The organism is Sulfitobacter sp. LC.270.F.C4, assembly GCF_032922545.1.
Taxonomy (GTDB): Bacteria; Pseudomonadota; Alphaproteobacteria; order Rhodobacterales; family Rhodobacteraceae; genus Sulfitobacter; species Sulfitobacter profundi.
The window spans coordinates 352,993-378,074 of record NZ_CP136692.1 but is presented as its reverse complement, the minus strand read 5'-3'; the positions used below and the strand labels follow the sequence as shown (position 1 = coordinate 378,074).

Annotated in this window: 25 protein-coding genes and 1 pseudogene; 19 read left to right on the top strand and 7 right to left on the bottom strand. The window is 61.2% G+C overall.

Annotated elements, in window-relative coordinates; translation table 11 throughout:
* Positions 1 to 94 precede the first annotated feature (94 nt).
* Together R1T45_RS05630 and R1T45_RS05625 are read left to right on the top strand one after the other, a co-directional pair.
* Positions 95 to 2,354: pseudogene (locus R1T45_RS05630) on the top strand (NADP-dependent malic enzyme).
* Positions 2,354 to 3,229, top strand: a complete 876-nt coding sequence (locus R1T45_RS05625) for a ribokinase (protein ID WP_317390354.1) — start codon at positions 2,354 to 2,356, stop codon at positions 3,227 to 3,229. The pseudogene R1T45_RS05630 and the gene R1T45_RS05625 overlap by 1 nt, the downstream one beginning before the upstream one ends.
* A gap of 16 nt (positions 3,230 to 3,245) precedes the next feature.
* On the opposite strand, the gene msrA is transcribed toward R1T45_RS05625, so the two are convergent.
* Positions 3,246 to 3,911, bottom strand: coding sequence for a peptide-methionine (S)-S-oxide reductase MsrA (gene msrA, locus R1T45_RS05620; RefSeq protein ID WP_120349789.1), 666 nt, complete (start codon positions 3,909 to 3,911; stop codon positions 3,246 to 3,248).
* 155 nt (positions 3,912 to 4,066) lie between these two features.
* Here msrA and R1T45_RS05615 point away from each other — a divergent pair, with 155 nt between their 5' ends.
* Positions 4,067 to 4,765 carry an HAD family hydrolase gene (locus tag R1T45_RS05615; RefSeq protein ID WP_317390353.1) on the top strand — a complete coding sequence of 233 codons (699 nt, stop codon included), beginning with the start codon at positions 4,067 to 4,069 and terminating at the stop codon, positions 4,763 to 4,765.
* Positions 4,766 to 4,832: 67 nt separating this feature from the next.
* Positions 4,833 to 5,246 (top strand): hypothetical protein, encoded by a 414-nt coding sequence (locus R1T45_RS05610; RefSeq protein ID WP_260010809.1) that lies wholly within the window; start codon positions 4,833 to 4,835, stop codon positions 5,244 to 5,246.
* Between the two features lie 145 nt (positions 5,247 to 5,391).
* On the opposite strand, the gene R1T45_RS05605 is transcribed toward R1T45_RS05610, so the two are convergent.
* Positions 5,392 to 6,618 (bottom strand): argininosuccinate synthase, encoded by a 1,227-nt coding sequence (locus tag R1T45_RS05605; RefSeq protein ID WP_067622271.1) that lies wholly within the window; start codon positions 6,616 to 6,618, stop codon positions 5,392 to 5,394.
* A 124-nt stretch (positions 6,619 to 6,742) separates the two neighbouring features.
* Here R1T45_RS05605 and ilvA point away from each other — a divergent pair, with 124 nt between their 5' ends.
* Both ilvA and R1T45_RS05595 read left to right on the top strand, forming a co-directional pair.
* Positions 6,743 to 7,975 (top strand): threonine ammonia-lyase IlvA, encoded by a 1,233-nt coding sequence (gene ilvA / locus R1T45_RS05600; RefSeq protein WP_205570886.1) that lies wholly within the window; start codon positions 6,743 to 6,745, stop codon positions 7,973 to 7,975.
* 89 nt (positions 7,976 to 8,064) lie between these two features.
* Complete coding sequence (locus tag R1T45_RS05595; protein ID WP_120349785.1) at positions 8,065 to 9,333, top strand: PP2C family protein-serine/threonine phosphatase; 1,269 nt, start codon at positions 8,065 to 8,067, stop codon at positions 9,331 to 9,333.
* Here R1T45_RS05595 and R1T45_RS05590 read toward each other — a convergent pair.
* Complete coding sequence (locus R1T45_RS05590) at positions 9,330 to 9,767, bottom strand: NUDIX hydrolase (protein WP_317390352.1); 438 nt, start codon at positions 9,765 to 9,767, stop codon at positions 9,330 to 9,332. The genes R1T45_RS05595 and R1T45_RS05590 overlap by 4 nt on opposite strands.
* Before the next feature lie 76 nt (positions 9,768 to 9,843).
* On the opposite strand from R1T45_RS05590, the gene R1T45_RS05585 reads away from it, so the two are divergent.
* The 7 genes from R1T45_RS05585 to R1T45_RS05555 all read left to right on the top strand — a co-directional run bounded on the left by R1T45_RS05585 (position 9,844) and on the right by R1T45_RS05555 (position 18,279).
* Entirely contained in the window at positions 9,844 to 10,818 is a 975-nt protein-coding gene (locus tag R1T45_RS05585) for an Hsp33 family molecular chaperone HslO (RefSeq protein ID WP_317390351.1), read from the top strand.
* 1 nt (position 10,819) lies between these two features.
* Positions 10,820 to 11,416: a CoA pyrophosphatase gene (locus R1T45_RS05580; RefSeq protein ID WP_317390350.1), complete on the top strand. Its 597-nt coding sequence runs from the start codon at positions 10,820 to 10,822 to the stop codon at positions 11,414 to 11,416.
* Complete coding sequence (locus R1T45_RS05575) at positions 11,392 to 12,573, top strand: CCA tRNA nucleotidyltransferase (RefSeq protein ID WP_317390349.1); 1,182 nt, start codon at positions 11,392 to 11,394, stop codon at positions 12,571 to 12,573. Before R1T45_RS05580 ends, R1T45_RS05575 begins: the two co-directional genes overlap by 25 nt.
* A 165-nt stretch (positions 12,574 to 12,738) precedes the next feature.
* Positions 12,739 to 14,577 carry an ABC transporter ATP-binding protein gene (locus R1T45_RS05570; protein WP_317390348.1) on the top strand — a complete coding sequence of 613 codons (1,839 nt, stop codon included), beginning with the start codon at positions 12,739 to 12,741 and terminating at the stop codon, positions 14,575 to 14,577.
* On the top strand, positions 14,574 to 16,406 hold the full coding sequence (locus tag R1T45_RS05565) for an ABC transporter ATP-binding protein (RefSeq protein ID WP_317390347.1): 1,833 nt from the start codon (positions 14,574 to 14,576) through the stop codon (positions 16,404 to 16,406). The genes R1T45_RS05570 and R1T45_RS05565 overlap by 4 nt, the downstream gene beginning before the upstream one ends.
* A gap of 37 nt (positions 16,407 to 16,443) precedes the next feature.
* A complete protein-coding gene (locus R1T45_RS05560; RefSeq protein WP_317390346.1) occupies positions 16,444 to 17,667 on the top strand; it encodes a class I SAM-dependent RNA methyltransferase in 1,224 nt (407 codons plus the stop codon).
* 114 nt (positions 17,668 to 17,781) lie between these two features.
* A complete protein-coding gene (locus R1T45_RS05555) occupies positions 17,782 to 18,279 on the top strand; it encodes a murein L,D-transpeptidase family protein (protein ID WP_317390345.1) in 498 nt (165 codons plus the stop codon).
* Between the two features lie 67 nt (positions 18,280 to 18,346).
* On the opposite strand, the gene R1T45_RS05550 is transcribed toward R1T45_RS05555, so the two are convergent.
* Positions 18,347 to 18,844 (bottom strand): CAP domain-containing protein, encoded by a 498-nt coding sequence (locus tag R1T45_RS05550; RefSeq protein WP_067627909.1) that lies wholly within the window; start codon positions 18,842 to 18,844, stop codon positions 18,347 to 18,349.
* Between the two features lie 167 nt (positions 18,845 to 19,011).
* Here R1T45_RS05550 and R1T45_RS05545 point away from each other — a divergent pair, with 167 nt between their 5' ends.
* Together R1T45_RS05545 and R1T45_RS05540 are read left to right on the top strand one after the other, a co-directional pair.
* On the top strand, positions 19,012 to 19,623 hold the full coding sequence (locus R1T45_RS05545) for a L,D-transpeptidase (protein WP_067627906.1): 612 nt from the start codon (positions 19,012 to 19,014) through the stop codon (positions 19,621 to 19,623).
* A gap of 141 nt (positions 19,624 to 19,764) precedes the next feature.
* Positions 19,765 to 19,947, top strand: coding sequence for a hypothetical protein (locus R1T45_RS05540; protein WP_067261136.1), 183 nt, complete (start codon positions 19,765 to 19,767; stop codon positions 19,945 to 19,947).
* Between the two features lie 104 nt (positions 19,948 to 20,051).
* Here R1T45_RS05540 and hemH read toward each other — a convergent pair whose 3' ends face one another.
* Complete coding sequence (gene hemH, locus R1T45_RS05535; RefSeq protein WP_317390344.1) at positions 20,052 to 21,140, bottom strand: ferrochelatase; 1,089 nt, start codon at positions 21,138 to 21,140, stop codon at positions 20,052 to 20,054.
* Positions 21,141 to 21,193: 53 nt separating this feature from the next.
* A complete protein-coding gene (locus R1T45_RS05530) occupies positions 21,194 to 22,012 on the bottom strand; it encodes an SAM-dependent methyltransferase (protein ID WP_317390343.1) in 819 nt (272 codons plus the stop codon).
* Positions 22,013 to 22,026: 14 nt separating this feature from the next.
* On the opposite strand from R1T45_RS05530, the gene R1T45_RS05525 reads away from it, so the two are divergent.
* Genes R1T45_RS05525 through R1T45_RS05510 form a run of 4 tightly spaced genes read left to right on the top strand, consistent with a single transcriptional unit; the run spans position 22,027 to position 24,335 of the window.
* Positions 22,027 to 22,758: a ComF family protein gene (locus tag R1T45_RS05525; protein ID WP_317390342.1), complete on the top strand. Its 732-nt coding sequence runs from the start codon at positions 22,027 to 22,029 to the stop codon at positions 22,756 to 22,758.
* A 37-nt stretch (positions 22,759 to 22,795) separates the two neighbouring features.
* A complete protein-coding gene (grxC, locus tag R1T45_RS05520; RefSeq protein ID WP_067627897.1) occupies positions 22,796 to 23,056 on the top strand; it encodes a glutaredoxin 3 in 261 nt (86 codons plus the stop codon).
* Positions 23,053 to 23,883: a carbon-nitrogen hydrolase family protein gene (locus R1T45_RS05515; RefSeq protein ID WP_317390341.1), complete on the top strand. Its 831-nt coding sequence runs from the start codon at positions 23,053 to 23,055 to the stop codon at positions 23,881 to 23,883. The genes grxC and R1T45_RS05515 overlap by 4 nt, the downstream gene beginning before the upstream one ends.
* A gap of 11 nt (positions 23,884 to 23,894) precedes the next feature.
* Positions 23,895 to 24,335, top strand: coding sequence for a MarR family winged helix-turn-helix transcriptional regulator (locus tag R1T45_RS05510; protein WP_067627893.1), 441 nt, complete (start codon positions 23,895 to 23,897; stop codon positions 24,333 to 24,335).
* Here R1T45_RS05510 and ubiG read toward each other — a convergent pair.
* Positions 24,310 to 25,080 carry a bifunctional 2-polyprenyl-6-hydroxyphenol methylase/3-demethylubiquinol 3-O-methyltransferase UbiG gene (gene ubiG / locus R1T45_RS05505; protein ID WP_317390340.1) on the bottom strand — a complete coding sequence of 257 codons (771 nt, stop codon included), beginning with the start codon at positions 25,078 to 25,080 and terminating at the stop codon, positions 24,310 to 24,312. The genes R1T45_RS05510 and ubiG overlap by 26 nt on opposite strands.
* Positions 25,081 to 25,082 lie beyond the last annotated feature (2 nt).

Sequence of the window (25,082 nt, the reverse complement as noted above, 5' to 3'; positions counted from 1 at the left end):
CTTTATCGGGCAATTTTGCTCTGACGCGGCGCTTGCGTTGTGCAGGCGTCCGATCGTGGCTAAGAAGATTCCAAAGCAAGGGAAGGGCCATATCGTGACCAGAAAGAACCGTATCACCTCTGAAGAGGCGCTTGCCTTTCACCTTGAGCCGACGCCCGGCAAATTCGAGATCTCGGCCACGGTGCCGATGACCACCCAGCGGGACCTCAGCCTCGCCTATTCCCCCGGCGTGGCGGTGCCCTGCGAGGCGATCGCGGAAAACCCCGAGACGGCCTATGACTACACCAACAAGGGCAATCTGGTGGCGGTGATCTCAAACGGGACGGCGGTGCTGGGCTTGGGGAACCTCGGCGCGCTGGCGTCCAAGCCGGTGATGGAGGGCAAGGCGGTTCTGTTCAAACGCTTTGCCGATGTGAACTCGATCGATATCGAGCTTGATACAGAGGATACCGAGGCATTCATCAACGCCTGCAAGCTGATGGGCCCAACCTTTGGCGGCATCAACCTCGAAGACATCAAAGCGCCTGAGTGTTTCATCATCGAACAACGTCTGAAGGAAGAGATGGACATCCCCGTCTTCCATGACGACCAGCACGGCACGGCGGTGATCTGTGCCGCGGGCCTGATCAACGCGCTGCATCTGTCGGGCAAAAAGATCGAAGACGTGCGCATCGTGCTCAACGGTGCGGGGGCGGCGGGCATCGCCTGTCTGGAACTGCTCAAATCGATGGGCGCGCGGCATGACAATTGCATCATGTGCGACACCAAGGGTGTGATCTATCAGGGTCGTACCGAGGGCATGAACCAGTGGAAATCGGCCCATGCCGCCAATACCGAGCTGCGCACGCTTGAAGAGGCGATGAAGGGGGCGGATGTGTTCCTTGGGGTTTCGGTCAAGGGCGCGGTGACGCCTACAATGGTCGCCTCCATGGCCGATAACCCGGTGATCTTCGCCATGGCGAACCCGGATCCAGAGATCACCCCCGAAGAGGCGCATGAGGTCCGTATGGACGCCATCGTCGCCACCGGGCGGTCGGATTATCCGAACCAAGTTAACAACGTGCTGGGCTTTCCCTATCTCTTTCGCGGTGCGCTGGATATTCACGCACGCGCCATCAACGATGAGATGAAGATCGCCTGCGCCCATGCTTTGGCGCAACTGGCGCGTGAGGATGTGCCCGATGAGGTGGCGCTGGCCTATGGCCGCACGCTGAGCTTTGGTCGCGACTATATCATCCCCACGCCCTTTGATCCGCGTTTGATCCACCGCATTCCGCCTGCCGTGGCCAAAGCGGGGATGGACACAGGGGCCGCCCGGCGGCCGATCATCGATATGGATGCCTATGAACTGGGGCTGAAATCGCGGATGGACCCGACGGCGAGCATCCTGCGCGGCATCAACGCCCGCGCTCGGGCCAATCAGGCGCGGATGATCTTTGCCGAGGGCGATGATCCCAAAGTACTGCGCGCGGCGGTCATGTACCAGCGCGCCGGGCTGGGGAAAGCCTTGGTCGTGGGCCGCGAGGACGACGTGCGCGCCAAGCTCGAAGAAGCGGGCATGGAAGATGCGGTGCGCGAGTTGGAGGTGGTGAACGCTGCCAATACGCAGCATTTGGAAACATACAAAGATTTCCTTTATGGCCGTCTGCAGCGCAAAGGGTTTGACCGCAAAGACATCCACCGCCTTGCTTCGCGCGATCGTCACGTCTTCGCGGCGCTGATGCTGGCGCATGGACATGGCGATGGTCTGGTCACCGGGGCCACGCGCAAATCGGCGCATGTGTTGGAACGGTTGAACCATGTCTTTGACGCAAATGCCGAAGCGGGAGCCGCAGGCATCACGGCGTTGCTGCACAAGGGTCGCATCGTCTTTATCGCAGATACGCTGGTCCATGAATGGCCCGATGAGAACGATCTGGCCAATATCGCCGAAAGCGGCGCGCGTGTGGCGCGGCATCTGGGGCTGGAGCCGCGGGTTGCCTTCGTCAGCTTCTCGACCTTTGGCTACCCCGTCTCGGAACGCGCCGAAAAGATGCACCTCGCGCCCGAAGTGCTCGACCGGCGCGGCGTCGATTTCGAATACGAAGGCGAGATGACCGTCGACGTGGCTCTGAACGCGGCCAGTCAGGCGAACTACCCGTTCTCGCGGCTGACGGGGCCTGCCAATATCCTCGTGGTGCCAGCGCGGCACTCGGCCAGCATCTCGGTCAAGCTGATGCAAGAGATGGCGGGGGCCACGGTGATCGGGCCGATCCTCACCGGCTTGGACAAATCGATCCAGATTCTGCTCCTCCACCTCCACGGCGAATGACATTCTTAACATGGCCATTCTCGCGGCCTGCAAGGTGGGCTGATGATCTGGAACCTCGGCTCTATCAACGCGGATAACTTCTATCTGTTGCCCCATCTGCCGGGGCCGGGGGAGACGATTTCGGCCCGCAATTTTCGGCAAGGGCTGGGCGGTAAGGGGGCCAATATGTCGGTCGCCGCCGCCCGCGCCGGGACGCGGGTGATGCATGTCGGCGCGCTTGGGGCCGATGGCGGTTGGGCGCTGGAACGGCTGTTGGAATACGGGGTCGAGACGGCGCATATCACCTTGATGGAGGGGGTCACCGGCCACGCCAATATCGCCGTTGATCTTGAGGGCGAGAACAACATCGTCATTTTCCCCGGCACCAACCACGAAATCACCGATGAGATGATCGGCGCGGCGCTGAGTGAGGCCTCCTCTGGCGATTGGCTGTTGATGCAGAATGAGACCAACGGCCAGCGGTTCGCGGCCCGGACCGCAAAAACATTGGGCCTGCGGCTGGCCTATGCCGCCGCGCCTTTCGATGCAGCCGCGGTGACGGCGATCCTAGACCAGATCGATCTGTTGGTATTGAACGAGGTCGAAGCGGCGCAGCTTCGGGCCGCGACGGGGGGTGAGCTGCGGCAACTGCCTGTCGATGACATCGTGGTGACGCTGGGCGCCGGGGGCTGCGAATGGGTCTCTAACAAGGCGCATCTGGTGGAAAGTTACCCCGCCTATCGGGTCGAGGCGGTGGATACGACCGGGGCGGGGGATACCTTTACCGGCTATCTGGTCGCCGGGTTGGACCGGGGGTTGACCATGCCGCAGGCGATTGATCTGGCGATGCGCGCCGGGGCGCTGATGGTCATGCGCCATGGCACCGCGGATGTGATCCCTGACCTGAAAGAGATCCGGGATCACGATTTTCGTACCTAAGCGATCGGTGTTGCGGTTACTTTACGAAGGGTGCCGCGCTGCCCCAAAGCTGTTTCACACGGGCATCCCGGCCACAGCCGTTGCGGTAGCGTTTGTAGGCGACTGATTTTTTGACCGCCACGCCGACACTGCTGAAGGCCAGCCGTTCGCTGCTTTTGTAGTAGTCTTGGTGGTAATCCTCAGCCGGATAAAACGGCGCATCGCCAAGGATTGGGGTCACGACTTTGGCGCCGAGGGCGGTCTGCGCCTCGGCCTTTGCCGCCTCTGCAGCGCTTTTCTGGGCGGGGCTGCCCGCAAAGATCGCGGTGCGGTAGCTTTCCCCTCGGTCACAGAATTGGCCGCCCGCATCCGTCGGGTCGATTGAGCGGAAAAAGAGATCCAGCAGCGTTTTGCGGCTGACCACGTCTGGGTCGAACTGGATTTGCACGGCCTCATAGTGGCCAGTGTTGCCGCCGGTGACCTGTTTGTAGGTGGGGTTCTGGGTGCGCCCCCCGGCAAAGCCCGAGACGGCTTCTTTCACGCCTTTGACGGATTCGAAATCCGCCTCGACGCACCAGAAACAGCCGCCCGCGACGGTCAGCACCTCGGTTTGCGCCGCTGCGGCAGGACGGTTCTGCGTCGCGAGGCCCAAGGTGATGGCGAGGGTCAGAATGGCGGGTTTGAACATTGATTTTCGGAACATGATGGTCCTCCTCTGGCGTAGGGTTGCCGCTGGGGCTGAGATAGCGCAAGGCCGGGGCAGGGGAAGTCACGCGCTGGTGAAGGCAATTTACCACTTGGCGAGATGGCGCGTTCTTTCTAGCGTTCCGGGTTTAACGGCAATGGGGGAAACCTTTCATGCGAATTGCGATGTGGTCTGGGCCACGCAATCTAAGCACCGCGATGATGTATAGTTTCGGGGCGCGGCAGGACTTTACCGCGATGGATGAGCCTTTCTACGCCGCCTATCTGAAGGCGACCGGGTTGGAACATCCGATGCGCGACGCGGTTCTGGCAGCACAGGACCAAGACCCTGCGCGGGTGTCCTTAGGGTTTGTGCAGGAAGGTGCGCGGCACCTTTATATGAAACATATGGCGCAGCATATGATTGATGGGTTTCCGCTGGACTGGGCGGAGGATTGTGTGAACATCCATCTGATCCGCCATCCCGCACGGGTGATCGCGAGCTACGCCGCGAAACGTGAAGCGCCCCGTTTGGCGGACATTGGATTTGACCGGCAGCTTATGCTGTTTGAGCGTTTGGGCGGGCTGGTCATCGACAGTGGCGATATCCGTGCGGACCCGGAGGGGATGCTGCGCAAACTCTGCGCCGCGATCGATCTGCCTTTCGACCCTGCGATGCTGCGCTGGCCTGCCGGACCACGCCCCGAGGATGGGGTTTGGGCCCCGCATTGGTATGGGGCGATCCATCAAAGCACCGGATTTGCCGGACCCGAGGGGGATTTGCCCCTGCTGAACGGGGCGAATGCTGAGGTTCTGGCCGCCGCCTTACCCTATTATGAGCAGCTATTTGCGGAACGTCTTAAAAATTTCTGAAATCTGCGAAACTTATTTTGGGTCGCTGTCGTGACTACGGCGTTATTTCAAACGGAGGGAAAACCAGATGAAAAAATTTGCAAGCACCGTAGTCGCCCTGTCCATGATCGCCGGTGGCGCATGGGCTGATGCTCATGCCATGGCAATGGTCGAAGCGTCGGGTCAAGATGTTTCGAATGGCGTCGTTAGCGCCGATAAAGTGATGGCAGGAGAGAATGGCTGGCTGGTCGTGCACCGCACCGATGCCGACATGAAGCCCGGCCCTGTTGTGGGCTATGCGCCGCTGCGTGCGGGTGAGAACACCGACGTGGCCGCGATCCTGCAAGAGGACGTGGCTTCGGGTGATATGCTGATGCTGATGGTGCATTCCGAAGATGGCGGCATGAAGACCGGTGTGTTCGAATACACGCTGGGCGCCAAGGAAGATGGGCCGATCAAGCCAAACGGCGAATTGGTGATGAAAGTCGTCACTGCCGATTGATTTGGCATTGATAGATGTAGAAAGGCCCGGGCGGAAGCGTCCGGGCCTTTTGCGTTTTTGTTTGGGGCCAGCCGCCGGGGGGCGCTGCCCCCGGACCCCCGCGGGTATTTAAGAAAGAATGAAGGGGGTCTAGGTCCCCCGTGTTTCAGCCTTTGGTGCGTTTGTCGCGGGCGGCGAGGAGTTTGAGCCGCAGGGCGTTGAGTTGGATAAAGCCTGCGGCGTCTTTTTGATCGTAGGCGCCGGCGTCGTCTTCGAAGGTCACATGGGCTTCGGAGTAGAGGCTGTGATCGGACCAGCGACCCACGGTGCGGACGTGGCCTTTGTAGAGTTTCAGACGCACGGTGCCGGTGACATGGGCTTGGCTCGCGTCGATGGCGGCTTGCAGCATGGTGCGCTCGGGGCTGTACCAGAAGCCGTTGTAGATCAGTTCGGCATATTTCGGCATCAGCTCGTCTTTGAGGTGCATGGCGCCGCGGTCGAGGGTGATGGATTCGATGCCGCGGTGGGCTTCGAGCAGCAGGGTGCCACCGGGGGTCTCATAGATGCCGCGGGATTTCATGCCGACGAAGCGGCCTTCGACCAGATCGAGACGGCCGCAGCCGTGTTTGCCGCCAAGCTCATTGAGTTTGGTGAGGATCGTGGCGGGGGACATAGCTTCGCCGTTGATGCTGACGGCATCGCCGCGCTCAAAGCCGATTTCGACGTATTCGGGCGTGTCCGGCGCGTCTTCGGGGTTTACCGTGCGCTGGTAGACATAGTCGGGCGCGTCGATGGCCGGGTCTTCGAGGACTTTGCCTTCGGAAGAGGTGTGCAGCAGATTGGCATCGACGGAGAAGGGGGCTTCGCCGCGTTTGTCTTTTGCGACGGGAATTTGGTGCGCTTCGGCGAATTCCAAGAGTTTGGTGCGGCTCGACAGGTCCCATTCGCGCCAAGGGGCGATGACTTTGATGTCGGGGTTGAGCGCGTAGGCGGCCAGTTCAAAGCGGACCTGATCGTTGCCTTTGCCGGTTGCACCGTGGGCCACGGCATCGGCACCGGTTTCTTCGGCGATTTCCACGAGGCGTTTGGAGATCAGCGGACGGGCGATGGAGGTGCCTAAGAGATACAGACCTTCATAGACCGCGTTGGCGCGGAACATCGGGAAGACGAAGTCGCGGACGAATTCCTCGCGCACGTCTTCGATGTAGATGTTCTCTGGCGCGATGCCCATCATCTCGGCCTTTTTGCGGGCCGGTTCAAGCTCTTCACCTTGGCCGAGGTCGGCGGTGAAGGTCACCACCTCGCAGCCATATTCGGTTTGCAGCCATTTCAGGATGATCGAGGTATCGAGGCCGCCGGAATAGGCAAGCACGACTTTCTTGGGCGCGGACATGACGGGGTTCCTTTCAAGTTCGCCCTGCGAGGTAGCGGTTTTCGTGGGCGCGGGCAAGATTGAAGCCTGCGTTGACCTATGCAGGCTGCGCGCCTATCGACGAATGGCAGCAAGGAGAGCACAGATGGCGGATGAATTTGCACAGAAAGCACAGGCGGCGGCAGAGGCGCTGCGGGCATTGTTCCCGGCGACACCGCTGCTCCGCAATGAGCATCTGTCGGACCGCTTTGGCGCGGATATCTGGCTGAAGCGCGAGGATTTAAGCCCGGTGCGCTCTTACAAGCTGCGCGGAGCGTTCAATGCGATGCGCAAAGTGATCCCGGGGCAGGGGCTGTTTGTCTGTGCCTCGGCGGGGAACCATGCGCAGGGGGTGGCTTTTGCCTGCAGCCATTTCGGGGTGCGCGGCGTGATTTTCATGCCGGTGACCACGCCGCAGCAGAAGGTGCAAAAGACCCGGATGTTCGGGGGTGAGAATGTCGAGATCCGGCTGGTGGGGGATTATTTCGATGCCACCTTGGCGGCAGCACAGAGTTTTTGCCGGGACGAGGGCGCGCATTTCCTGTCGCCTTTTGACGATGATGACGTGATTGAGGGGCAGGCTTCTGTTGCTGTGGAGATTGCCGCGCAATTGGGCCGGGTGCCGGATCGGGTGATCTTGCCCGTAGGCGGCGGCGGGCTGTCTTCGGGGGTGGTCAGTTATTTTGGGGACGCCTGCGACTATACATTCGTCGAACCCGCAGGGGCTCCGAGCCTTGCGCGGGCGTTGGAGGCCGGGGCGCCGGTTGATGTCTCTCCGATTGATAACTTTGTGGATGGCGCTGCGGTGGCCAAGATCGGCGCGCGGACCTTTGAGCGTTTGCGCGGGGTGAACCCGGCGGATGTGGTGCATCTGCCGGAGGACCGGATTTGCGTGACGATCAACGAGATGTTGAATGTCGAAGGCATCGTTTTAGAGCCAGCAGGCGCGCTGTCGATAGATGCGCTGGGCGAGGTGGCCGATCAGATTGTCGGCAAGACGGTGGTCTGTGTGGCTTCGGGCGGCAATTTCGATTTCGAGCGTTTGCCAGAGGTCAAAGAGCGGGCGCAGCGCTATTCGGGCGTGAAGAAATATTTTATTCTGCGCATGCCGCAGCGGCCGGGGGCGTTGAAGGAGTTTCTGATGCTGCTTGGTCCGGAGGATGACATCTGCCGGTTTGAGTATTTGAAGAAGTCGGCGCGAAATTTCGGCTCTGTCCTCATTGGGATCGAGACGCGGCGACCTGAGAATTTTAAGCCCTTCCTTGAACAGCTGGGACAATCCGGCTTTACCTATACGGATATCACCAACGACGAGACCTTGGCGCAGTTCGTGCTTTAGGCGCGCCCGACGCGGCGGATTTACAGAAGAATTCACGTTTCGGTAAGCCATCGCTGTTTAGATCAGCAGGCCTGTCAGGATCGTGTCGCATGAAATTGGATATCCCCAGCCTCTCTGAAGCGGTGGCGACGCCTGCTGTGTCGCCATTGATTTTGGTGGTTGAGGGGGATGAAACCCATCGGGGTTTTCTCTCGGCGTCTCTGAGGGCATGGGGGTATGAGGTGATCTCTGCCGCGTCGGGTGCTGTGGCTCTGACCCTTTGCGAGCGCCGTTTGCCTGATATTGTGCTCTGCAGTTGGGCGATGACGGGGCTGTCGGGGCTCGACGTCTGCCGGGCTTTCCGAAGCCTGTCGGAAGAGCGTCGTGGCTATTTCATTTTGCTCACCGACAGGCCTGAAGGTGGCGTGGTGACCCGCGCCCTTGATGCGGGGGCGGATGATGTGTTGATCCGGCCAATCGGTCCGCCGGACCTGCGCGCACGGGTCATGGCAGGGGAGCGTTTTCTGGTCATGCAGCGTGAGTTGACGCAGAAAAACAAGCTGATCACCGAAACATTGGATGTTCTTCGGCAGGTGCATGCGCTGATCGACAAGGATTTGATTGAGGCCAAGAAATTCCAGCAATCGCTGCTCCGCGAACGCTATCGCGCCATGGAGGGGGGCAATCTGTCGATGATGCTGCGCTCCGCCGGGCATGTTGGCGGCGATTTGGTGGGGTATTTCCCTGTGCGACCGGGGGTCGTGGGGCTTTTCGGCTTGGATGTGTCGGGCCATGGCATCAGCTCGGCCCTGATGACGGCGCGGTTGGCCGGATATCTGTCGGCGTCGACGCCGGACCAGAACCTTGCGCTCACGCTATTGCCCGGGGGCAGCTATGCGGCGCGCCCCCCGGGGGAGGTGATCGAAGAGCTAAACGATCTTGTTCTTCATGAGATGGAGACGGAGCATTATTTTACGCTAATGCTGGCGATTGCCGACCTCACCACCGGGGAGGTCACTGTCGCGCAGGCAGGGCACCCGCATCCCGCTTTGCTGCGCGGCGATGGGCAGGTCGAACAGCCGGGCACCGGGGGCTTTCCTGTTGGCTTGCTCGCCGGGGTGGGGTTTGAGGAATATAAGCTTCAGATGGCGCCGGGGGACAGGTTATTGATCCTATCGGATGGGGTGACGGAATGCCCCGATCCGGGCGGAGAGATGTTGGGCGAAGAGGGTTTGGCGCGGATGCTGGGTGAATTGCGCCGGTTCAGCGGTCCGGCGCTTCTCAGCGCGCTGGTCTGGAAGCTTTCCGAATTCGCGGGCAGCCGTGATTTCCCCGATGATGTTTCAGGGATATTGCTGGAGTATCAGGGCAACGTTTAGCGCAGGTGGCGTTGCAGAAACAGGCGGTCGCCTTCGTTTGCGAGGGTCGCCAATGCTTCGCTGGCCGATAGCACCAAGGTGGCGTGATGCGGCTCTGTCGGCGCGGCGATCTGGCGCACGGGATGCGCGACGTAGATATGGCAGATCTTTTGCGCCCAGAGGTCGTAATCCTTCATATAGGTAAAGCGACGGAACGCGCCCAATCGGCGCGGGCGGGCAATGCGCCAGCCGGTTTCCTCCAGCACTTCGCGGTGGAGTGCTTGGAGCGGGGATTCTCCCGCTTCGATACCGCCGCCGGGCAATTGCACCTCGGTGTCTTGGGCCATTTCCAGCGTCACCAGAAAACGGCGTTGCAGCGGGAGAATGGCATAGACCCCGGGCCGCGGTGTGTAGCTTTGGTCGGGCTGTGGTGTCTCGCCTGTACGTCGGATCATCTGCTGCCCCTTTTTCCATGGGTTGCTGCGCCTATATAGACGCGGTATGCCAAGCGGCCCCCGATAAGGAAACCCGATGACCCAAGGAACTAAAATCGCGTGGGACGATACCGTTCTGCCCTTTCAGCTTGATGATGTCGACATGCGCGGCCGCGTGGCGCGGCTTGATGGCGTGTTGGAGGGCATCCTGAAGCAGCACGACTATCCGCCGCAGGTCGAAGCCTTGGTGGCCGAGATGGCGTTGTTGACCGCATTGATCGGTCAGACGATCAAACTGCGTTGGAAACTGTCGCTACAGGTGCAATCCAAAGGTGCCGTTCGGATGATCGCGACCGATTACTACGGCCCCGAAAAGGAAGGCGAGCCTGCGCGCATCCGCGCCTATGCCAGCTATGATGCGGATCGGCTGACCGATGACGCGCCGTTTGAGCAGATCGGCGAAGGCTATTTCGCGATCATGATCGACCAAGGCAAAGGCATGACCCCCTATCAGGGCATCACGCCGCTGGCCGGTGGGTCTTTGGCTGCCTGTGCGGAAGCCTATTTCGCCCAGTCCGAGCAGTTGCCGACCCGCTTTTCGCTGAGCTTTGGCAAATCGTCGGGTCCGGGCGAGCCAGAGCATTGGCGTGCTGGTGGCATCATGTTGCAACATATGCCCAAAGCCTCGCCACTATCGGCGTCGGGCGAAGGGACGGGTGAGGTCCTCAACGCCGATGATTTGGTCGAAGGCGACGAGGCCGAGAATTGGAACCGCGTGAACATCCTGCTCGGCACGGTTGAGGATCTGGAGCTGATCGGACCCAGCGTACCGCCGACCGATCTGCTGTTGCGATTGTTTCACGAGGAACAACCGCGGGTCTATGACCCTCAGCCGGTGCGTTTCGGCTGCACCTGTTCCGAAGACCGCGTGCGTCAGAGCCTGTCGATCTACTCGGCCCGCGATATCGAAAAGATGACCACGGACGAAGGGCGGGTGACCGCAGACTGCCAGTTCTGCGGCGCGCATTATGACCTTGATCCGGCCACGGTCGGTTTCGACGCCAAGGCCTAGGGTGAGCGACCGGTTCCAGTCCTTTCGCGAGGCGCTTGCCCAGACCGGGGTGGAATCCTCCGATTTCGATCTGAACCCGGAGGTCACCCTGCCCGAGGGGCGCAGTCTGCGGCCTGCGGGTGTGCTCGCCCCGGTGGTGGATACCGGAACGCGGCTGGAACTGATCCTGACCAAGCGGTCTTCGGCGCTGAAACATCACCCCGGGCAGATTGCCTTTCCGGGGGGTAAACAAGACGGCGGCGATGCGGATGTCATCGCCGCCGCCCTGCGCGAAGCGCGCGAAGAGATCGGCCTGCCGAGCGACATCGTAGATGTCTTGGGTGTTCTTCCGGCCCATGAGACGGTCACCGGCTTTAGCGTCACCCCCGTGATCGGCTATGTGACGCGCGATTTCACCGTGGTGCCGGAACCCGGCGAGGTCGAAGAGGTGTTTCGCGTGCCGCTCGACCATGTGCTGAACCCCAGCAACTACCTTGTGCATTCCCGGCGTTGGCGGGGCCAGCGGCGGTATTATTACGCTGTTCCCTATGGCCCCTATTACATCTGGGGCGCGACCGCGCGTATGTTGCGGGCATGGGCGACACGAATGAACAGATGATTCCAACCACGACGCGATGGTTACATGACGCAGACGCACAGCGGGTTTGCCGCGTGGTGCAGGATGGTGGGCACCGTATCTATTTCGTCGGCGGTTGCGTGCGCGACGCGCTGTTGGGTCTGCCGGACAGCGATGTGGACCTCTCCACCGATGCGACACCTGAAGCAGTGATGGCGCTGGCCAAGGCCGCCGGGGTCAAGGCCGTGCCGACAGGGATCGACCATGGCACGGTAACGCTTGTGTCGGGCGGCAAACCGTTTGAGATCACCACCTTTCGGCGCGATGTGGAAACCGATGGCCGCCGGGCTGTCGTGGCCTTTTCCACCGATATCGCCGAAGATGCCCGCCGCCGTGATTTCACGATGAACGCGCTCTATGCTACGCCCGAGGGCCGTGTGATTGACCCGTTGGGCGGCCTGCCTGACCTGTACGCGCGACGGCTGCGTTTTATCGAGGATGCAGGTCAGCGTATCCGCGAGGATTACCTGCGCACCCTGCGCTATTTTCGCTTCATGGCGTGGTATGGCGACCCGGAGGCGGGGCCGGAGCCGGAGGCGCTGGATGCCATCGCGTCGAATTTGGATGGGTTAGAAACGCTTTCGGCAGAGCGTGTCGGGCAGGAGTTCAAAAAGCTGCTCCGCGCGCCGGATCCCGCCCCCGCCTTGGCGTTGATGCGGCAAACCGGTGCCTTGCCGGTGCTTTTGCCGGGGAGTGATGACCGCTGGCTATCCATGCTGGTTCATTTTGAACAAATGTTGGGGCTTGAGCCTGACTGGCTGGTTCGGCTGGCCGCGCTGGGCGGGGAAGCCTTGGCGGATCGTCTGCGGTTGAGCAAGGCAGAGGCCAAGCGCCTGACGTTGCTGCAAGAGCAAGGCTTTGCCGGGCCACCGCTGGCCGAACTTGCCTATCGTCATGGGGCAGGGATCGCCCGTGGCGCTGCAATGCTACGCGGCGCTATGGCAGAACAGATGCCCGAAACCACCGTGTTAGAGACGATTTCGAACGCCGCCACTGCCCGTTTTCCGGTAATGGCCAAAGACCTGATGCCAGCGTTCAAAGGCCCGGCCTTAGGGCAAGAGCTTGCCCGGCTGGAGCAAATCTGGATCAACTCCGGCTTCACCCAGACCCGCGCGGAGTTGCTGCGAAAGTCCAGCTAGGTCGACATCGCGCGGAAATTCGGCTATCCAAACCGCATTACAAGGGAGATGGGCGAGATGTACCGCGGGATCTGGTTTAGCTAAGCTGGCATAACCATTGCCCCTTTGCGGCTTTGCTATTGGGCATTGCCGCGTATTTTGCACGTCTATTTCCAAGGTCTCCCCATGTTTCGCTTTTTCGAAAACCTCGTTGATCCCTATGTTGCCTATCGGGAAAAGGATCATCCGCCGCAGGGGCTTTTGCCCTTTTTGCGGGACTACGCGCAGCCGTTTAAAAAGGTCTTTGTCCTCGCCGGGGTGATGGCGATCCTTGTCGCAGCGATCGAGATCGGTTTGATCTACTATATGGGCCGTATCGTTGACCTGCTCGGCAGCGACCCCGCGCAGATGTGGGAGGACTATGGCACCGAACTGACCCTCGTGGCCCTTGCCGTGCTGTTCCTGCGGCCCTTGGTGCAGGCGGTCGACGTGATGCTTCTCAACAATGCGATCCTGCCGAACTTTGGCACCCTGATCCGCTGGCGGGCGCATCGGCATGTGTTGCGGCAATCCGTCGGCTGGTTCGAGAATGATTTCGCCGGGCGTATCGCCAACCGGATCATGCAGACACCCCCGGCAGCGGGGGAGGTGATCTTTCAGGTTTTTGACGCGATCTCTTATTCGCTGGCCTATATGATCGGCGCGGCGATCCTGCTGTCCACCTCTGATATCCGCTTGTTAGTGCCGCTTTTGGGGTGGTTTATCCTCTACGCTGGCTTGGTGGCATGGACGATCAAACGGGTCGGGCCTGCGTCCAAGGCGGCGTCGGACGCGCGGTCTCAGGTGACGGGGCGCGTGGTAGATGCCTATACGAATATCCATTCGGTCAAGATGTTCGCGCATCATGATCTAGAGGTCGACTTTGCCGGAGAGGCCATCGAAGAGGCGCGGCGTACCTTTCAGGGCGAGATGCGGATTTTCAGCATCATGGACGTGGTGCTGACCCTTCTTAACGGCATGTTGATCGTGGGTATCGTCGGCTGGGCGCTGGTGCTTTGGATGGCGGGCGAAGCGAGCGTTGGCGTCGTGGCCGCTGCCGCCGCGCTGGCGCTGCGGCTTAACTCAATGACCAGTTGGATCATGTGGGCGCTGTCGAGTTTCTTCCGCGAACTGGGTGTCGTGGCCGAGGGGATGGAGACCATTGCCCAGCCCCTCGCCCTGACCGACCGACACGATGCGCCCCCCTTGAAGCTGACCGAAGGCCGGATTGAGATGGCAGGGCTAAGCCATCATTACGGGCGCGAAAGCGGCGGGATCCAAGGTATCGATATCACCGTGCAGCCGGGGGAGAAGATTGGCCTTGTTGGCCGCTCTGGCGCAGGGAAATCGACCCTCGTGAAACTGATGCTGCGGTTCTACGATGCCGAAACAGGTCAGATCCGAATCGACGGGCAGGACATCGCACAGGTGCGGCAAGACAGTCTGCGGCGGCATATCGGTGTCGTGCAGCAGGATTCATCGCTGCTGCACCGCTCGGTGCGGGAAAACATCCTTTATGGCCGCCCTGATGCAACCGAGGCTGAGATGATCGCGGCTGCGAAACAGGCGCAGGCGCATGAGTTCATCCTTGATCTGACTGACCCGGAGGGGCGGGCGGGCTATGATGCCCGTGTCGGTGAACGGGGTGTGAAGCTTTCCGGCGGGCAGCGTCAGCGCATCACGCTGGCGCGGGTCATCCTGAAGAACGCGCCGATCTTGCTGCTGGATGAGGCGACAAGCGCGCTCGACAGTGAGGTGGAGGCGGTCATTCAAGAAACGCTCTATGACATGATGGCGGGCAAGACGGTCATCGCCATCGCGCACCGCCTGTCCACGATTGCCGAGATGGACCGAATTCTGGTTTTGGATCAGGGCCGTATCGTTGAAGAAGGCACCCATGACGCGCTTTTGCAGAAAGCTGGCCTATATGCAGCCTTCTGGCACCGTCAGTCGGGCGGTTTTCTCGCATTGGATGACAAGTCGTGAGCATTTCGAACTGGATCAACCCGTTTCACCCCGCCGATGGCCCGCCGCCGCAAACGCTGGGGGCTTTCATGCGCTGGTGCCTGTCGGGCGCTTGGCCGGTGCTCTGGCTCGCGGCCTTTCTGTCGGCAGCCGCCGGCGCGATGGAGGCGGGCACGGCGTGGATTTTGGGCAAGGTCATCGATGCCACGGTCAGCGCGGGGCCAGAGCGGTTCTTCGAAGGCAGCAGTCTGGTGTTGGTGCTGGGCGCGGTGGCGTTCTTTCTGGTGGCGCGGCCTGTGCTGTTCGGCCTGTCCTCGGCCTCGAATGCGATCATGGTGCAGCCCAATGTGAACCCGCTGGTGCTGTCGCGTTTGCACCGTTGGACGCTGGGGCAGAACGTCAATTTCTTTGACGAAGACTTCGCCGGGCGTATCGCGCAAAAGCAGATGCAGGCCGCGCGGGCGGTGACGGACGTGGCGGCTGAGGTGATCAACGTGGTGGCCTTTGCGCTGGCGTCCCTCGTGGGGTCGGTGGCGCTACTTCTGGCGATCGATTGGCGCGTGGCGGTTGGGTTTTCGGTCTGGCTGGTCATGTATCTGGCGCTGATCAACTGGTTCTTGCCGCGCGTGCGCAAGCGGGCGGCGGGCCGTGCCGGGGCGCGGGCGTTGGTGTCGGGGCAGGTGGTGGATACGATCACCAATATCAAAACGGTGAAACTCTTTGCCCATGCCGATCACGAGGACCGCGCAGCGCTTTCCGCGATGCAAAGCTTTCGGGCCCGGGCGCTGGAGTTTGGCTATCTCGCCGCAGGGTTCCGTTTGGCGCTGATGAGCCTTGCCGGGCTTCTGCCGGTTCTGCTGTTGGGCGGCACGATCCTGCTGTGGCAGCGCGGCATGGCGAGCGAGGGGGATATCGTGGCCTCGGGTGCCATCGCGATCCGTATCGCGCAGATGACCGGCTGGGTGTCTTTCACGCTGATGGCGATCTATTCCAACATTGGTGAGGTCGAAGACGGCATGCGCACTTTGACGCCGCGCGTGCGGTTGGATGATGGGCCTGATGCGCAGGAATTGGTCGTGGAGGCCGGGCAGATCGAACTGCGCGACCTCGGCTTTGCCTATGGCCGCCAGACGGGTGGGATCGACCAAATTTCACTGACCATCAAACCGGGCGAGAAGCTGGGGATCGTTGGTGCCTCGGGGGCAGGGAAATCGACCCTCGTTGCGCTGCTTTTACGGCTCTATGAACCGGAACAGGGCAAGATTTTGATCGACGGAGTGGATAGCTCGACGGTTACTCAAGAGAGCCTGCGCCGCAACATCGGGATGGTCACGCAGGAGACTGCGATGTTCAACCGTTCGGCACGGGACAACATCCTTTACGGGCGGCCCGATGCGACCGAGGCCGAAGTTATCGCGGCGGCCGAACGTGCCGAAGCGCATGAATTCATTCAGGAACTCGAGGATCACAAAGGCCGCCGCGGCTATGACGCGCATTTGGGGGAGCGGGGGGTGAAGCTTTCCGGCGGGCAGCGTCAGCGTATCGCCTTGGCCCGCGCCATTTTGAAAGACGCGCCCATACTGGTGCTGGACGAGGCGACAAGCGCGCTGGATAGCGAAGTTGAGGCGGCCATCCAGCAGACCCTAGACCGCGTGATGGAAGGCAAAACCGTGCTGGCCATCGCCCACCGCCTATCGACCCTGACAGAGATGGACCGCATCATGGTGTTGGACGCAGGCCGCATCGCGGAGATCGGCAGCCATGCTGATCTGCTTGCCCAAGATGGGCTTTATGCACGCTATTGGCATCGTCAGTCAGGCGGGTTTCCGGATGTGAGGGCGGCGGAATAGGCTTTCGCTGTGGCCTTTGCCGCGCTATGGGCAGGCTATGACAGAACATCACATCTTGCGCCTTGGCCACCACGGCGACGGCATCGCCGAAGGTCCGATCTTTGCTCCGATGACCCTGCCGGGGGAAACCGTCAGCGGTGAGGTCGAGGGCCAACAGCTGCGCGACGTGCGGATCGTTACGCCGTCAGAACAGCGGGTCGCGCCGCCGTGCCGCCATTTCAAATCCTGCGGGGGCTGCCAGTTGCAGCATGCCGCAGATGATTTCGTGGCTGCGTGGAAGGTTGATGTGGTGCGCAATGCGCTGTCGGCGCATGGGTTAGAGACAGAATTTCGCCCCATCCAAACCTCACCCGCGCAATCGCGCCGCCGGGCCACCTTTGCTGCGCGCCGCACGAAAAAGGGCGCCATGGCGGGGTTCCATGGCCGCGCTTCCGACGTGTTGATCGAGGTGCCGGGCTGTCAGTTGGTCGACCCCGCGCTTTTGCCGGGGTTGAAGGTTGCAGAGGAACTGGCGCTGATCGGCACCAGCCGCAAGGCCGAATTGGCCGTGACCGTGACGCTGTCGGAAGAGGGGCTGGACGTGTCGGTTGCCAATGGCAAACCGCTCGATGGGCCGCTGAGGCAACAGTTGGCGCAGACCTGTGAGGCTTTGGCTCTGGCACGGCTGACGTGGGATGGCGAGGTGATCGCGATGCGTGCGCCGCCCGCGCAGCGCTTTGGCAACGCAGCGGTCACGCCCCCGCCGGGCGCGTTTTTGCAAGCCACCCGCCATGGCGAAGCGGCCCTGCGCGCCGCCGTCGTGGATGCCGTGGGGGAGGCCGAGACCGTGGCGGACCTGTTCGCAGGCTGCGGCACCTTCGCTTTGCCACTGGCGCAAAAGGCGCGGGTTCATGCGGTTGAGGGCGATGCCGAGATGATCGCCGCGCTTGAGGGCGGCTGGCGACGGGCCAAGGGGGCCAAACCGCTCACCGTTGAGACACGCGATCTGTTCCGCCGTCCGCTCTTGCCGGATGAATTGGCCAAGATCGACGCCGTCGTACTGGACCCGCCCCGCGCCGGGGCCGAGGTGCAGGTGGCCGAGATCATCCGCGCCGGGGTGCCGCGCGTGGCCTATGTTTCTTGCAACCCGGTCAGCTTTGCCCGTGATGTGCAAAATATGGTGGCGGCAGGGTATCGGCTGGACTGGGTGCAGGTCGTGGACCAGTTTCGCTGGTCGTCGCATGTGGAGCTTTCCGCTTGCCTGACACTGCCGGAAGGTTAAGCAAAAGGGCTGCATTTGGCTCGGCTCATCACCTCTTTTTGAATGAAATTAATCCCTTATTGTGGTAGCTCTGGTAAAAAGGGCCGGAATGGCCGGGGCTTTGAGGGCACAGTGATGAAGCGCAGGACAATGATACTTGGCGGCACCGCTATGGTGGCGCTTGGGGCGTGCAGCAGCAGTAAATTCAAACGATACAACGGTCCCGAAGTGACCTATGTGGTTGTGAACAAAAGCCAACGTCGCATGATGCTGTTGCATCATAACCGCGTGTTGGAGGACTATTCGATCAAGCTGGGCTTCGCTCCTGTGGGTCACAAGACCTTTGAGGGGGATGGGCGCACGCCCGAAGGGCTGTACCGAATCGACCGTCGCAATCCGAACAGCCGCTTTCATCTTTCCGTCGGGATCGATTACCCCAACGCACGGGATATCGAGACCGCCCGCGCCATGGGCAAAAGCCCCGGCGGCGATATCTTTATTCACGGGCAAAAAGACCCGCGGCAGAAAGAAAAGAACGATTGGACTTGGGGCTGTATCGCGGTCACCAACAAAGAGATCGAAGATGTCTATGCGATGGTGCGCGATGGCACGCCGATCCTGATCACACCCTGATCACCGGGTCGGTCAAAACGAAACCGGCCCCCGCAGGGGCCGGATAAACCGCTTGTTCAGCGAAAGATCAGTTGCCGACAACCAGTGTCCACCAGATCTTGCCGCCGTTTTCCTGATACCAAGAGAAACCCATCTGACGGCCATCGGGTGCCATCAAGATGCGGCGGGTGTCTGGCTGCTCCATCCAGGCGGCGAGGGTCTCAAGCTCGGTCTCATAGGTTTCCGAGATGACTTCGCCGACCAGACCGCCGGTATAGCCAACGCGCTGGATACGGTCGATCGGCGACGACCCGTCAGAGCCGAAGTGCCATGGACGGTTTTGCACCGACATATCGCGCGAGTGGGTCGCGGCGGCGGCGTTCAGTTTGGCATCCAGCGCCAAAGGCGTGACCCCAGCCGAGCTGCGCAGCGCATTCACCGAGTCGAGCATACGGAATTGGATTGTACCCGCGTCGGAACGGCTGATGCGGTAGGAACCGCCGGCTTTGCCGCCACTCGTGCTGGACGGGGCACAGGCAGACAGCGCAACCGTCAGCGCCAGCAGGATGGACAGGATACGGATCATATGAGCGCTCCACGCAATGAGATTTTTTCTGCCTTACATCGGGGCGCGTTGCAGTTCAAACGCACATAGGCGTGACTCTGCCGTATGGGGCCGGTTTCAATTGAAACTGCGTCTTTCGAGCCATATATATGGCGTTAATTAGCATAATTTCAGTTTGGAGACGCTCCATGTCCGCTCACCGTTTTTCGATTAAGAGCCGCCGTGGCTTTCTGGCTGGCAGCGCCGCGATGCTTGCCACACCGGCGCTGGCGCAAAGCACCTCTTCTTTCAACTCCTCCGCGACGACCGAGACTGAGCGCGATCTGACTGAATCGGTCCAGCGCAATGTCTCGAGCTTCCGGATGTTGGATTGGCGCCCCTATTTCAGCAACACGCGCAACGGCGCGGTGCTGGTCGATATCGACAGCCGGGCGGTGCATTACTGGTCCGAGGACCAGAGCGTTTACAAACTCTACCCCTCATCGGTGCCGCTGACCGAAGACCTTACGCGCCGGGGTCGCACCCGTGTCATCAAAAAGGTCGAGGGGCCAAGCTGGCGTCCCACGCCTTCCATGCTCAAGCGCAATCCCGAGTGGCCGCCCTATGTCGGGCCCGGCCCGGATAACCCGCTGGGCACCCATGCGCTGTACCTCAGCTGGACATATTACCGTATCCACGGAACCCACGACACAAGAAAAATTGGCCGCAAGTCTTCCAATGGTTGCATTGGGCTCTATAACGAACATATCGCCGAACTTTTTGCCATGACAAAGGTCGGCACGCAGGTGTTGCTTATTTGACGACATCCCCCTGATTCCTTGATGCAATAGCTGATTCCGGGTTTGCAAACTTTTGCCGATACTGTTTAGAACGAGATTACGAGGTAAGTCTTGGGTGCGTGTATGTATATGATACAGCACGCCTATTCTGGAGGTTATGTTATGAAGAAACTCGTTCTCGCCGCTGCTCTGTCCGCTGCTGCATCGACTGCTTTTGCTGGTTCGCTGGCCGAGCCGATCGTCGAAGCACCGGTCATCGTGGAAGAAACAACAGGTTCGTCCTCGGGCATCCTGGTTCCCCTGATCCTGTTGGCACTGGTTGCCGCAGCTGTTGCTTCCGACTAATCGGAACTGACGATCAAACGGAAAAGGCGGTGCAATGCACCGCCTTTTTTGTATTCTGCGTATGGCTTTGAAAAAGGGGCCGCCGCAGCGACCCCAAGGCGGGCTTAGACCCAGCCAGCCAGATTTTCACTGATGATCGTGGTCAGTGCCTCGATATGCGCGGCATCATCGTTCAGGCAGGGGATATAGGTGAAATCCTCGCCGCCGGCCTCTTCAAAGCTTTCCTTGATCTCTTCGTTGATCTCTTCGAGCGTTTCGATGCAGTCGGCTGAGAAGGCAGGCGCGCAGACGGCGATGCTTTTCTTGCCAGCCTTGGCCTGTCGGGCGACCTCTTCGACCGTATAGGGTTGCAGCCATTCCTCGGGGCCGAACTGCGACTGGAAAGTCGTCATGATCTCGCTGTCGCCCCAGCCCAGACGCTCTTTCAGCAGGCGCGTCGTTTTCTGACATTGGCAATGATAGGGGTCGCCCTCCATCAGATAGCGCTGCGGCAGACCGTGGTAGGAGCAGACCAGCAGGTCGGGCTTTTTGTCCTTCGCGGCATAGGCACGCTCAACCGATTGGGCCAGCGCTTCGATATAGTCGGGGCGGTCGAAATAGGGGGCAACGGTGCGCGACGCAGGCTGCCATTTCTCTTTGGCCAGCGCGGCAAAGAAAGCGTCATTAGCCGTTGCGGTCGTGGCCCCGGCATATTGCGGATACAGCGGGAAAAACAGGATCTTCTGGCACCCTGCGGCGGTCATCGCTTCGACCTTGGACCGGGTCGATGGGTTGCCGTAGCGCATGGCGTAATCGACCATCACATCGGCACCGTAGCGCGCCTGCATCGCCGCCTTGATCTTGGCTGTCTGCGACTTGGTGATCGTCGCCAGCGGGCTTTCGTTCTCAGCCTCGTTCCAGATGGATTTATAGGCCGCGCCGCTGGTGAAGGGGCGTTTGGAAAGGATCACCGTCTGCAACAGCGGCTGCCATTTCCACGGGCTGTAGTCGATCACCCGGCGGTCCGAGAGGAACTCGCTTAGGTAGCGGCGCATCGACCAATAGTCATAGCCGTCCGGCGTGCCGAGGTTGGCGAGCAGGACGCCAACCTTGGGACGCGGGACTTTGGGGTGGTCGCTGGGGCCGTGTTCGGGTTGGCCAGAGTCTGGTTGGCCGGAGTCTGGTTGGGCGGATTGGGGCTGGGCTGCCTGCATGGGGTTTCCTCGCACATATGGTTCGCGCAGAGATAGCTGCTTTGCAGATTGGGTCAATCGGGGAGAGGCTCTTCGCGACTATTCAGCGCATCTGCCAGCCGTTGCTGCGCCGAACCGGGGCGGAGGGGTTTTTGTTGGCTTTCATCCGGTGCCCACCCGGCGAGGAAGATCATATCGAATGTCGCGGTGATCCGGCCCGAGGCGGCGGTGAAATGCGTGGCATAAAGCTCTGCCGCGCGGGTCAGAACCGCGCGGCCCGTGGGGCGGCGCAGGCGGGCTTGTAGGGCGTTGGTCTCACCCATCTCGCGCAGATCGCGCATCAGGGCCCAAGCGTTTTCGTATTCCACGGTCAGCGGTTGGCTATCGGCCACCGGCAGCGCCAGTCCGGCGCGTTGCAACAGCGCGCCAAGGTCGCGCAGTTCCCCCATCGGGGCGATGCGCGGCGACAGGCCGCCGGTCACTTCGGCTTCAGCTTGGCCAAGGCAGGCGCGCAGTTCATGCAGGGTTTGCCCGCCAAGCGCCACGGCGTGCAACAGCCCATCGGGCCGCAGCGCACGGCGGCATTGGATCAACTGGCCGATGGGATCATTCGCCCAATGCAGCCCCATGGCGTGGATCACCAGATCATGGGCCTGCGGTTCCAGCGCCAGCACCTCGGCCTCGGGGATAATCTGGGCCTCAGGGAAGGCGGCTGCCCAGACCTGCGGGAAAGCGGTCACGATGGCTGGAGCGGTAAACGCTTTCTTAACCAATCCCACCCGATCCTGAACCTCATCGGCGGCTGCCTGTTGCAAGAACATGCCCCGCCCCGTCGCGCGGGCGCGGCGATGGGCGAGGGCCTTGGGGTCGGTTAGTGTGGGCTGTGCTGTCATGAGGAACACATAGAATGCCGCCACGGGGACTTCAAACAGCAGTATCACTGATCTATCCGCCCCGCTGTTTGGGCTGCGGCGGTTTGGTCGATGCAGATTTTGGGCTTTGCGGCACCTGTTGGCGCGACACGGGCTTTATCGGTGGCACGGTCTGCGACGCCTGCGGCGTGCCGCTGCCGGGCGGCGGTGATGTGGCTTCACCGCATTGTGATGCTTGTCTTACCACGCCGCGGCCTTGGGCACAGGGCCGCACGGCGCTGCTCTATCGCGATATGGGGCGCAGGCTGGTCTTGGCGCTGAAACACGGTGACCGCCAAGAGATCGCGCGCCCGGGCGCGCGGTGGATGGCGCAGGCGGCGCAGGGCCTCTTGCCTGATACGGCTCTGATCGCGCCGGTTCCGCTGCATTGGCGGCGTTTGCTGAAACGGCGCTACAACCAATCCGCCTTGCTGGCCAAAGCCCTGTCGGCTGAAACCGGCCGCAGTTGGTGTCCCGATCTGTTGCAGCGGGTCCGGCACACGCCGTCGCTGGATGGGTTGGGTCGGGCGGAACGGTACAGCGTCCTGCAGGAAGCGATCGCAGTTCATCCGCGGCGGCGACACCGTATCATCATGCGACCGGTGATTTTGGTGGACGATGTGTTCACCTCTGGCGCTACACTGACCGCCTGCACAGAGGCATGTCTTGCCGCCGGTTCCGGCCCCGTTTTCGTGCTGGCACTGGCGCGCGTGGCCAAAGAGACCTAGATCACTGTGCAACGTTAACTGTTCAAGGGGTGATCCTATGCAACCTGTCGAAATCTATACGTCGCCGCTCTGCGGTTTTTGTCATTCCGCCAAACGCCTGCTGACCCAGAAGGGAGCGGCCTTTGATGAGGTCGATGTGCTGTCAGAGCCAGAGCGCAAGCAAGAGATGATCCAGCGTGCAGGCGGGGCCCGCACCGTGCCGCAGATCTTTATCGGGGACGTGCATGTGGGCGGCTGTGATGAACTTTATGCGCTGGACCGTGCGGGCAAACTCGACGCGCTGCTGCAAGACAGATGAAAATCGCGCTGCTGCAACTCAACGCCTCGGACGATCCGGCTGCCAATCTGATCGAAACCCGCGCCTTGTTGCGCGAGGCGGTGGCGGGCGGGGCAACGTTTGTCCTGACGCCTGAGGTGACGAATTGCGTCAGCACCAGCCGGACCCATCAGCAGGCGGTGCTCGCCTATGAGGAAGACGATGCCACCCTCGCCGCCCTGCGCGAAGAGGCGGCGAAGGCGGGCATTTGGCTGCTGATCGGCTCACTCGCGCTCAAGACGCGGGGCGGCGATGGGCGTTTTGCCAATCGGTCTTTCCTGATCTCCCCGCAGGGAGAGATCGTGGCCCGTTACGACAAGATCCATATGTTCGACGTGGATATCAGCGCGACCGAGACCTACCGCGAATCCGCAGGCTATCGCCCCGGTGACAAGGCCGTGGTGGCCGAGACGGCTTTTGGCAAGATCGGCATGTCGGTTTGCTATGACATGCGCTTTCCGTCGCTTTATCAAGCGCTTGCAGAGGCGGGGGCGCGTATCCTCACGATGCCTGCGGCCTTCTCTCCGGTGACGGGGGCCGCGCATTGGCACAGCCTGCTGCGGGCGCGGGCGATTGAGAATGGCTGCTATGTGTTGGCCCCGGCGCAGACCGGCACGCACGCCAGTGCCGAACACAAAACCCGCGATACCTATGGGCATTCGCTGGTCGTGGCCCCTTGGGGGGAGGTTGTGCTGGATGCCGGGACGGCCCCCGGCGTTTACTTTTGTGACATGGACATGGAAGAATGTAACAAGGCCCGCGCCAAAGTGCCCAGCCTTGCCAACCGCCGCCCCTTTGCCGCGCCCTGACCGGACCTAAGATGACCGACGATAAAAACACACTTGCGATCATGCTGTTCGGTGAATTGCTGGCCGCCGATCAACAGGTGCGCAGCCGCCTCACGCGGGTTCTGCCGCGCGGGATGGAGATCTCGCATTTTTCGGTGCTGAACTCTCTGTCGTGGCACGGCGGCGAACGCTCGCCCGCGCAATTGGCCGAGACTTTCAACGTCACCCGCGGGGCGATGACCAACACGCTGAGCAAGCTGGAATGGGCCGGTTACGTCCATATCCGCCCCGATTGGGATGACGCGCGGCGCAAGATGGTCGCGATCAGCCCTGCCGGGCGACAAGCACGGGATGCAGCGGTGAACGCGATCACGCCGATGATTTCCAACGTGGTGGATGATCTGGGCGAAGAGCAGGTCCGCGCCACGCTGCCGATCCTGCGCGCGCTCAGGCGTCAGTTGAGCCAGGGTTGAGGCCCGGATTAAGGCTTGCGGTGACGTAGTTCACGCTCAGATCCCGATCCGACAGACGCCAAGACCATGCGACGGGGTTGAAGACGAAACCCTTGCGGTCCACAGGCTCCAATCCGGCGCGGTTCAGCAGGTCAAAAAGTTCATCCGGCGTGATGAACTTGTTCCAGTCATGCGTGCCCTTGGGCAGCCAGCGCATCACATGCTCTGCGCCCACAATCGCCATCATAAAGGACTTTGGATTGCGGTTCAGGGTCGAACAGATGTGCAGCCCGCCGGGTTTCAGCAGGCGGCGGCAGGCGATCAGGTAGTCGATGGGGGAGGCAACGTGTTCGACGACCTCCATATTCAGCACCACATCGAATTTCTCACCCGCCTCGGCCATCGCTTCGGCGGTGGTGTGGCGGTATTCAATCTCCAGCCCCGACTGCTGCGCGTGGATTTGCGCGACGGGGATATTGCCCGCCGCCGCATCCGCACCGACCACCTCGGCCCCCAGCCGCGCCATCGGTTCCGACAGCAACCCACCGCCGCACCCAATATCGAGAATGCGCAGACCCTTAAACGGCGCCTCGGCAGTCAGATCGCGGTCAAACTCGCCCGCGATCTGGCTGGTGATGTAATCCAACCGGCAGGGGTTCAGCATATGCAGCGGCTTGAACTTACCGTTCAGATCCCACCATTCGGCGGCCATCGCCTCGAATTTGGCGATCTCGGCGGGGTCGATGGTTGATTGATCCGCTTGCATTC

Excerpts from the sequence above, each read along its gene's own strand:
- R1T45_RS05625 (WP_317390354.1), top strand. The coding sequence starts at position 2,354 with ATGATCTGGAACCTCGGCTCTATCAACGCGGATAACTTCTATCTGTTG.
- msrA (WP_120349789.1), bottom strand. The coding sequence starts at position 3,911 with ATGTTCCGAAAATCAATGTTCAAACCCGCCATTCTGACCCTCGCCATC.
- R1T45_RS05615 (WP_317390353.1), top strand. The coding sequence starts at position 4,067 with ATGCGAATTGCGATGTGGTCTGGGCCACGCAATCTAAGCACCGCGATG.
- R1T45_RS05610 (WP_260010809.1), top strand. The coding sequence starts at position 4,833 with ATGAAAAAATTTGCAAGCACCGTAGTCGCCCTGTCCATGATCGCCGGT.
- R1T45_RS05605 (WP_067622271.1), bottom strand. The coding sequence starts at position 6,618 with ATGTCCGCGCCCAAGAAAGTCGTGCTTGCCTATTCCGGCGGCCTCGAT.
- ilvA (WP_205570886.1), top strand. The coding sequence starts at position 6,743 with ATGGCGGATGAATTTGCACAGAAAGCACAGGCGGCGGCAGAGGCGCTG.
- R1T45_RS05595 (WP_120349785.1), top strand. The coding sequence starts at position 8,065 with ATGAAATTGGATATCCCCAGCCTCTCTGAAGCGGTGGCGACGCCTGCT.
- R1T45_RS05590 (WP_317390352.1), bottom strand. The coding sequence starts at position 9,767 with ATGATCCGACGTACAGGCGAGACACCACAGCCCGACCAAAGCTACACA.
- R1T45_RS05585 (WP_317390351.1), top strand. The coding sequence starts at position 9,844 with ATGACCCAAGGAACTAAAATCGCGTGGGACGATACCGTTCTGCCCTTT.
- R1T45_RS05575 (WP_317390349.1), top strand. The coding sequence starts at position 11,392 with ATGGGCGACACGAATGAACAGATGATTCCAACCACGACGCGATGGTTA.
- R1T45_RS05570 (WP_317390348.1), top strand. The coding sequence starts at position 12,739 with ATGTTTCGCTTTTTCGAAAACCTCGTTGATCCCTATGTTGCCTATCGG.
- R1T45_RS05560 (WP_317390346.1), top strand. The coding sequence starts at position 16,444 with ATGACAGAACATCACATCTTGCGCCTTGGCCACCACGGCGACGGCATC.
- R1T45_RS05555 (WP_317390345.1), top strand. The coding sequence starts at position 17,782 with ATGAAGCGCAGGACAATGATACTTGGCGGCACCGCTATGGTGGCGCTT.
- R1T45_RS05550 (WP_067627909.1), bottom strand. The coding sequence starts at position 18,844 with ATGATCCGTATCCTGTCCATCCTGCTGGCGCTGACGGTTGCGCTGTCT.
- R1T45_RS05545 (WP_067627906.1), top strand. The coding sequence starts at position 19,012 with ATGTCCGCTCACCGTTTTTCGATTAAGAGCCGCCGTGGCTTTCTGGCT.
- R1T45_RS05540 (WP_067261136.1), top strand. The coding sequence starts at position 19,765 with ATGAAGAAACTCGTTCTCGCCGCTGCTCTGTCCGCTGCTGCATCGACT.
- hemH (WP_317390344.1), bottom strand. The coding sequence starts at position 21,140 with ATGCAGGCAGCCCAGCCCCAATCCGCCCAACCAGACTCCGGCCAACCA.
- R1T45_RS05530 (WP_317390343.1), bottom strand. The coding sequence starts at position 22,012 with ATGACAGCACAGCCCACACTAACCGACCCCAAGGCCCTCGCCCATCGC.
- R1T45_RS05525 (WP_317390342.1), top strand. The coding sequence starts at position 22,027 with ATGCCGCCACGGGGACTTCAAACAGCAGTATCACTGATCTATCCGCCC.
- grxC (WP_067627897.1), top strand. The coding sequence starts at position 22,796 with ATGCAACCTGTCGAAATCTATACGTCGCCGCTCTGCGGTTTTTGTCAT.
- R1T45_RS05515 (WP_317390341.1), top strand. The coding sequence starts at position 23,053 with ATGAAAATCGCGCTGCTGCAACTCAACGCCTCGGACGATCCGGCTGCC.
- R1T45_RS05510 (WP_067627893.1), top strand. The coding sequence starts at position 23,895 with ATGACCGACGATAAAAACACACTTGCGATCATGCTGTTCGGTGAATTG.
- ubiG (WP_317390340.1), bottom strand. The coding sequence starts at position 25,080 with ATGCAAGCGGATCAATCAACCATCGACCCCGCCGAGATCGCCAAATTC.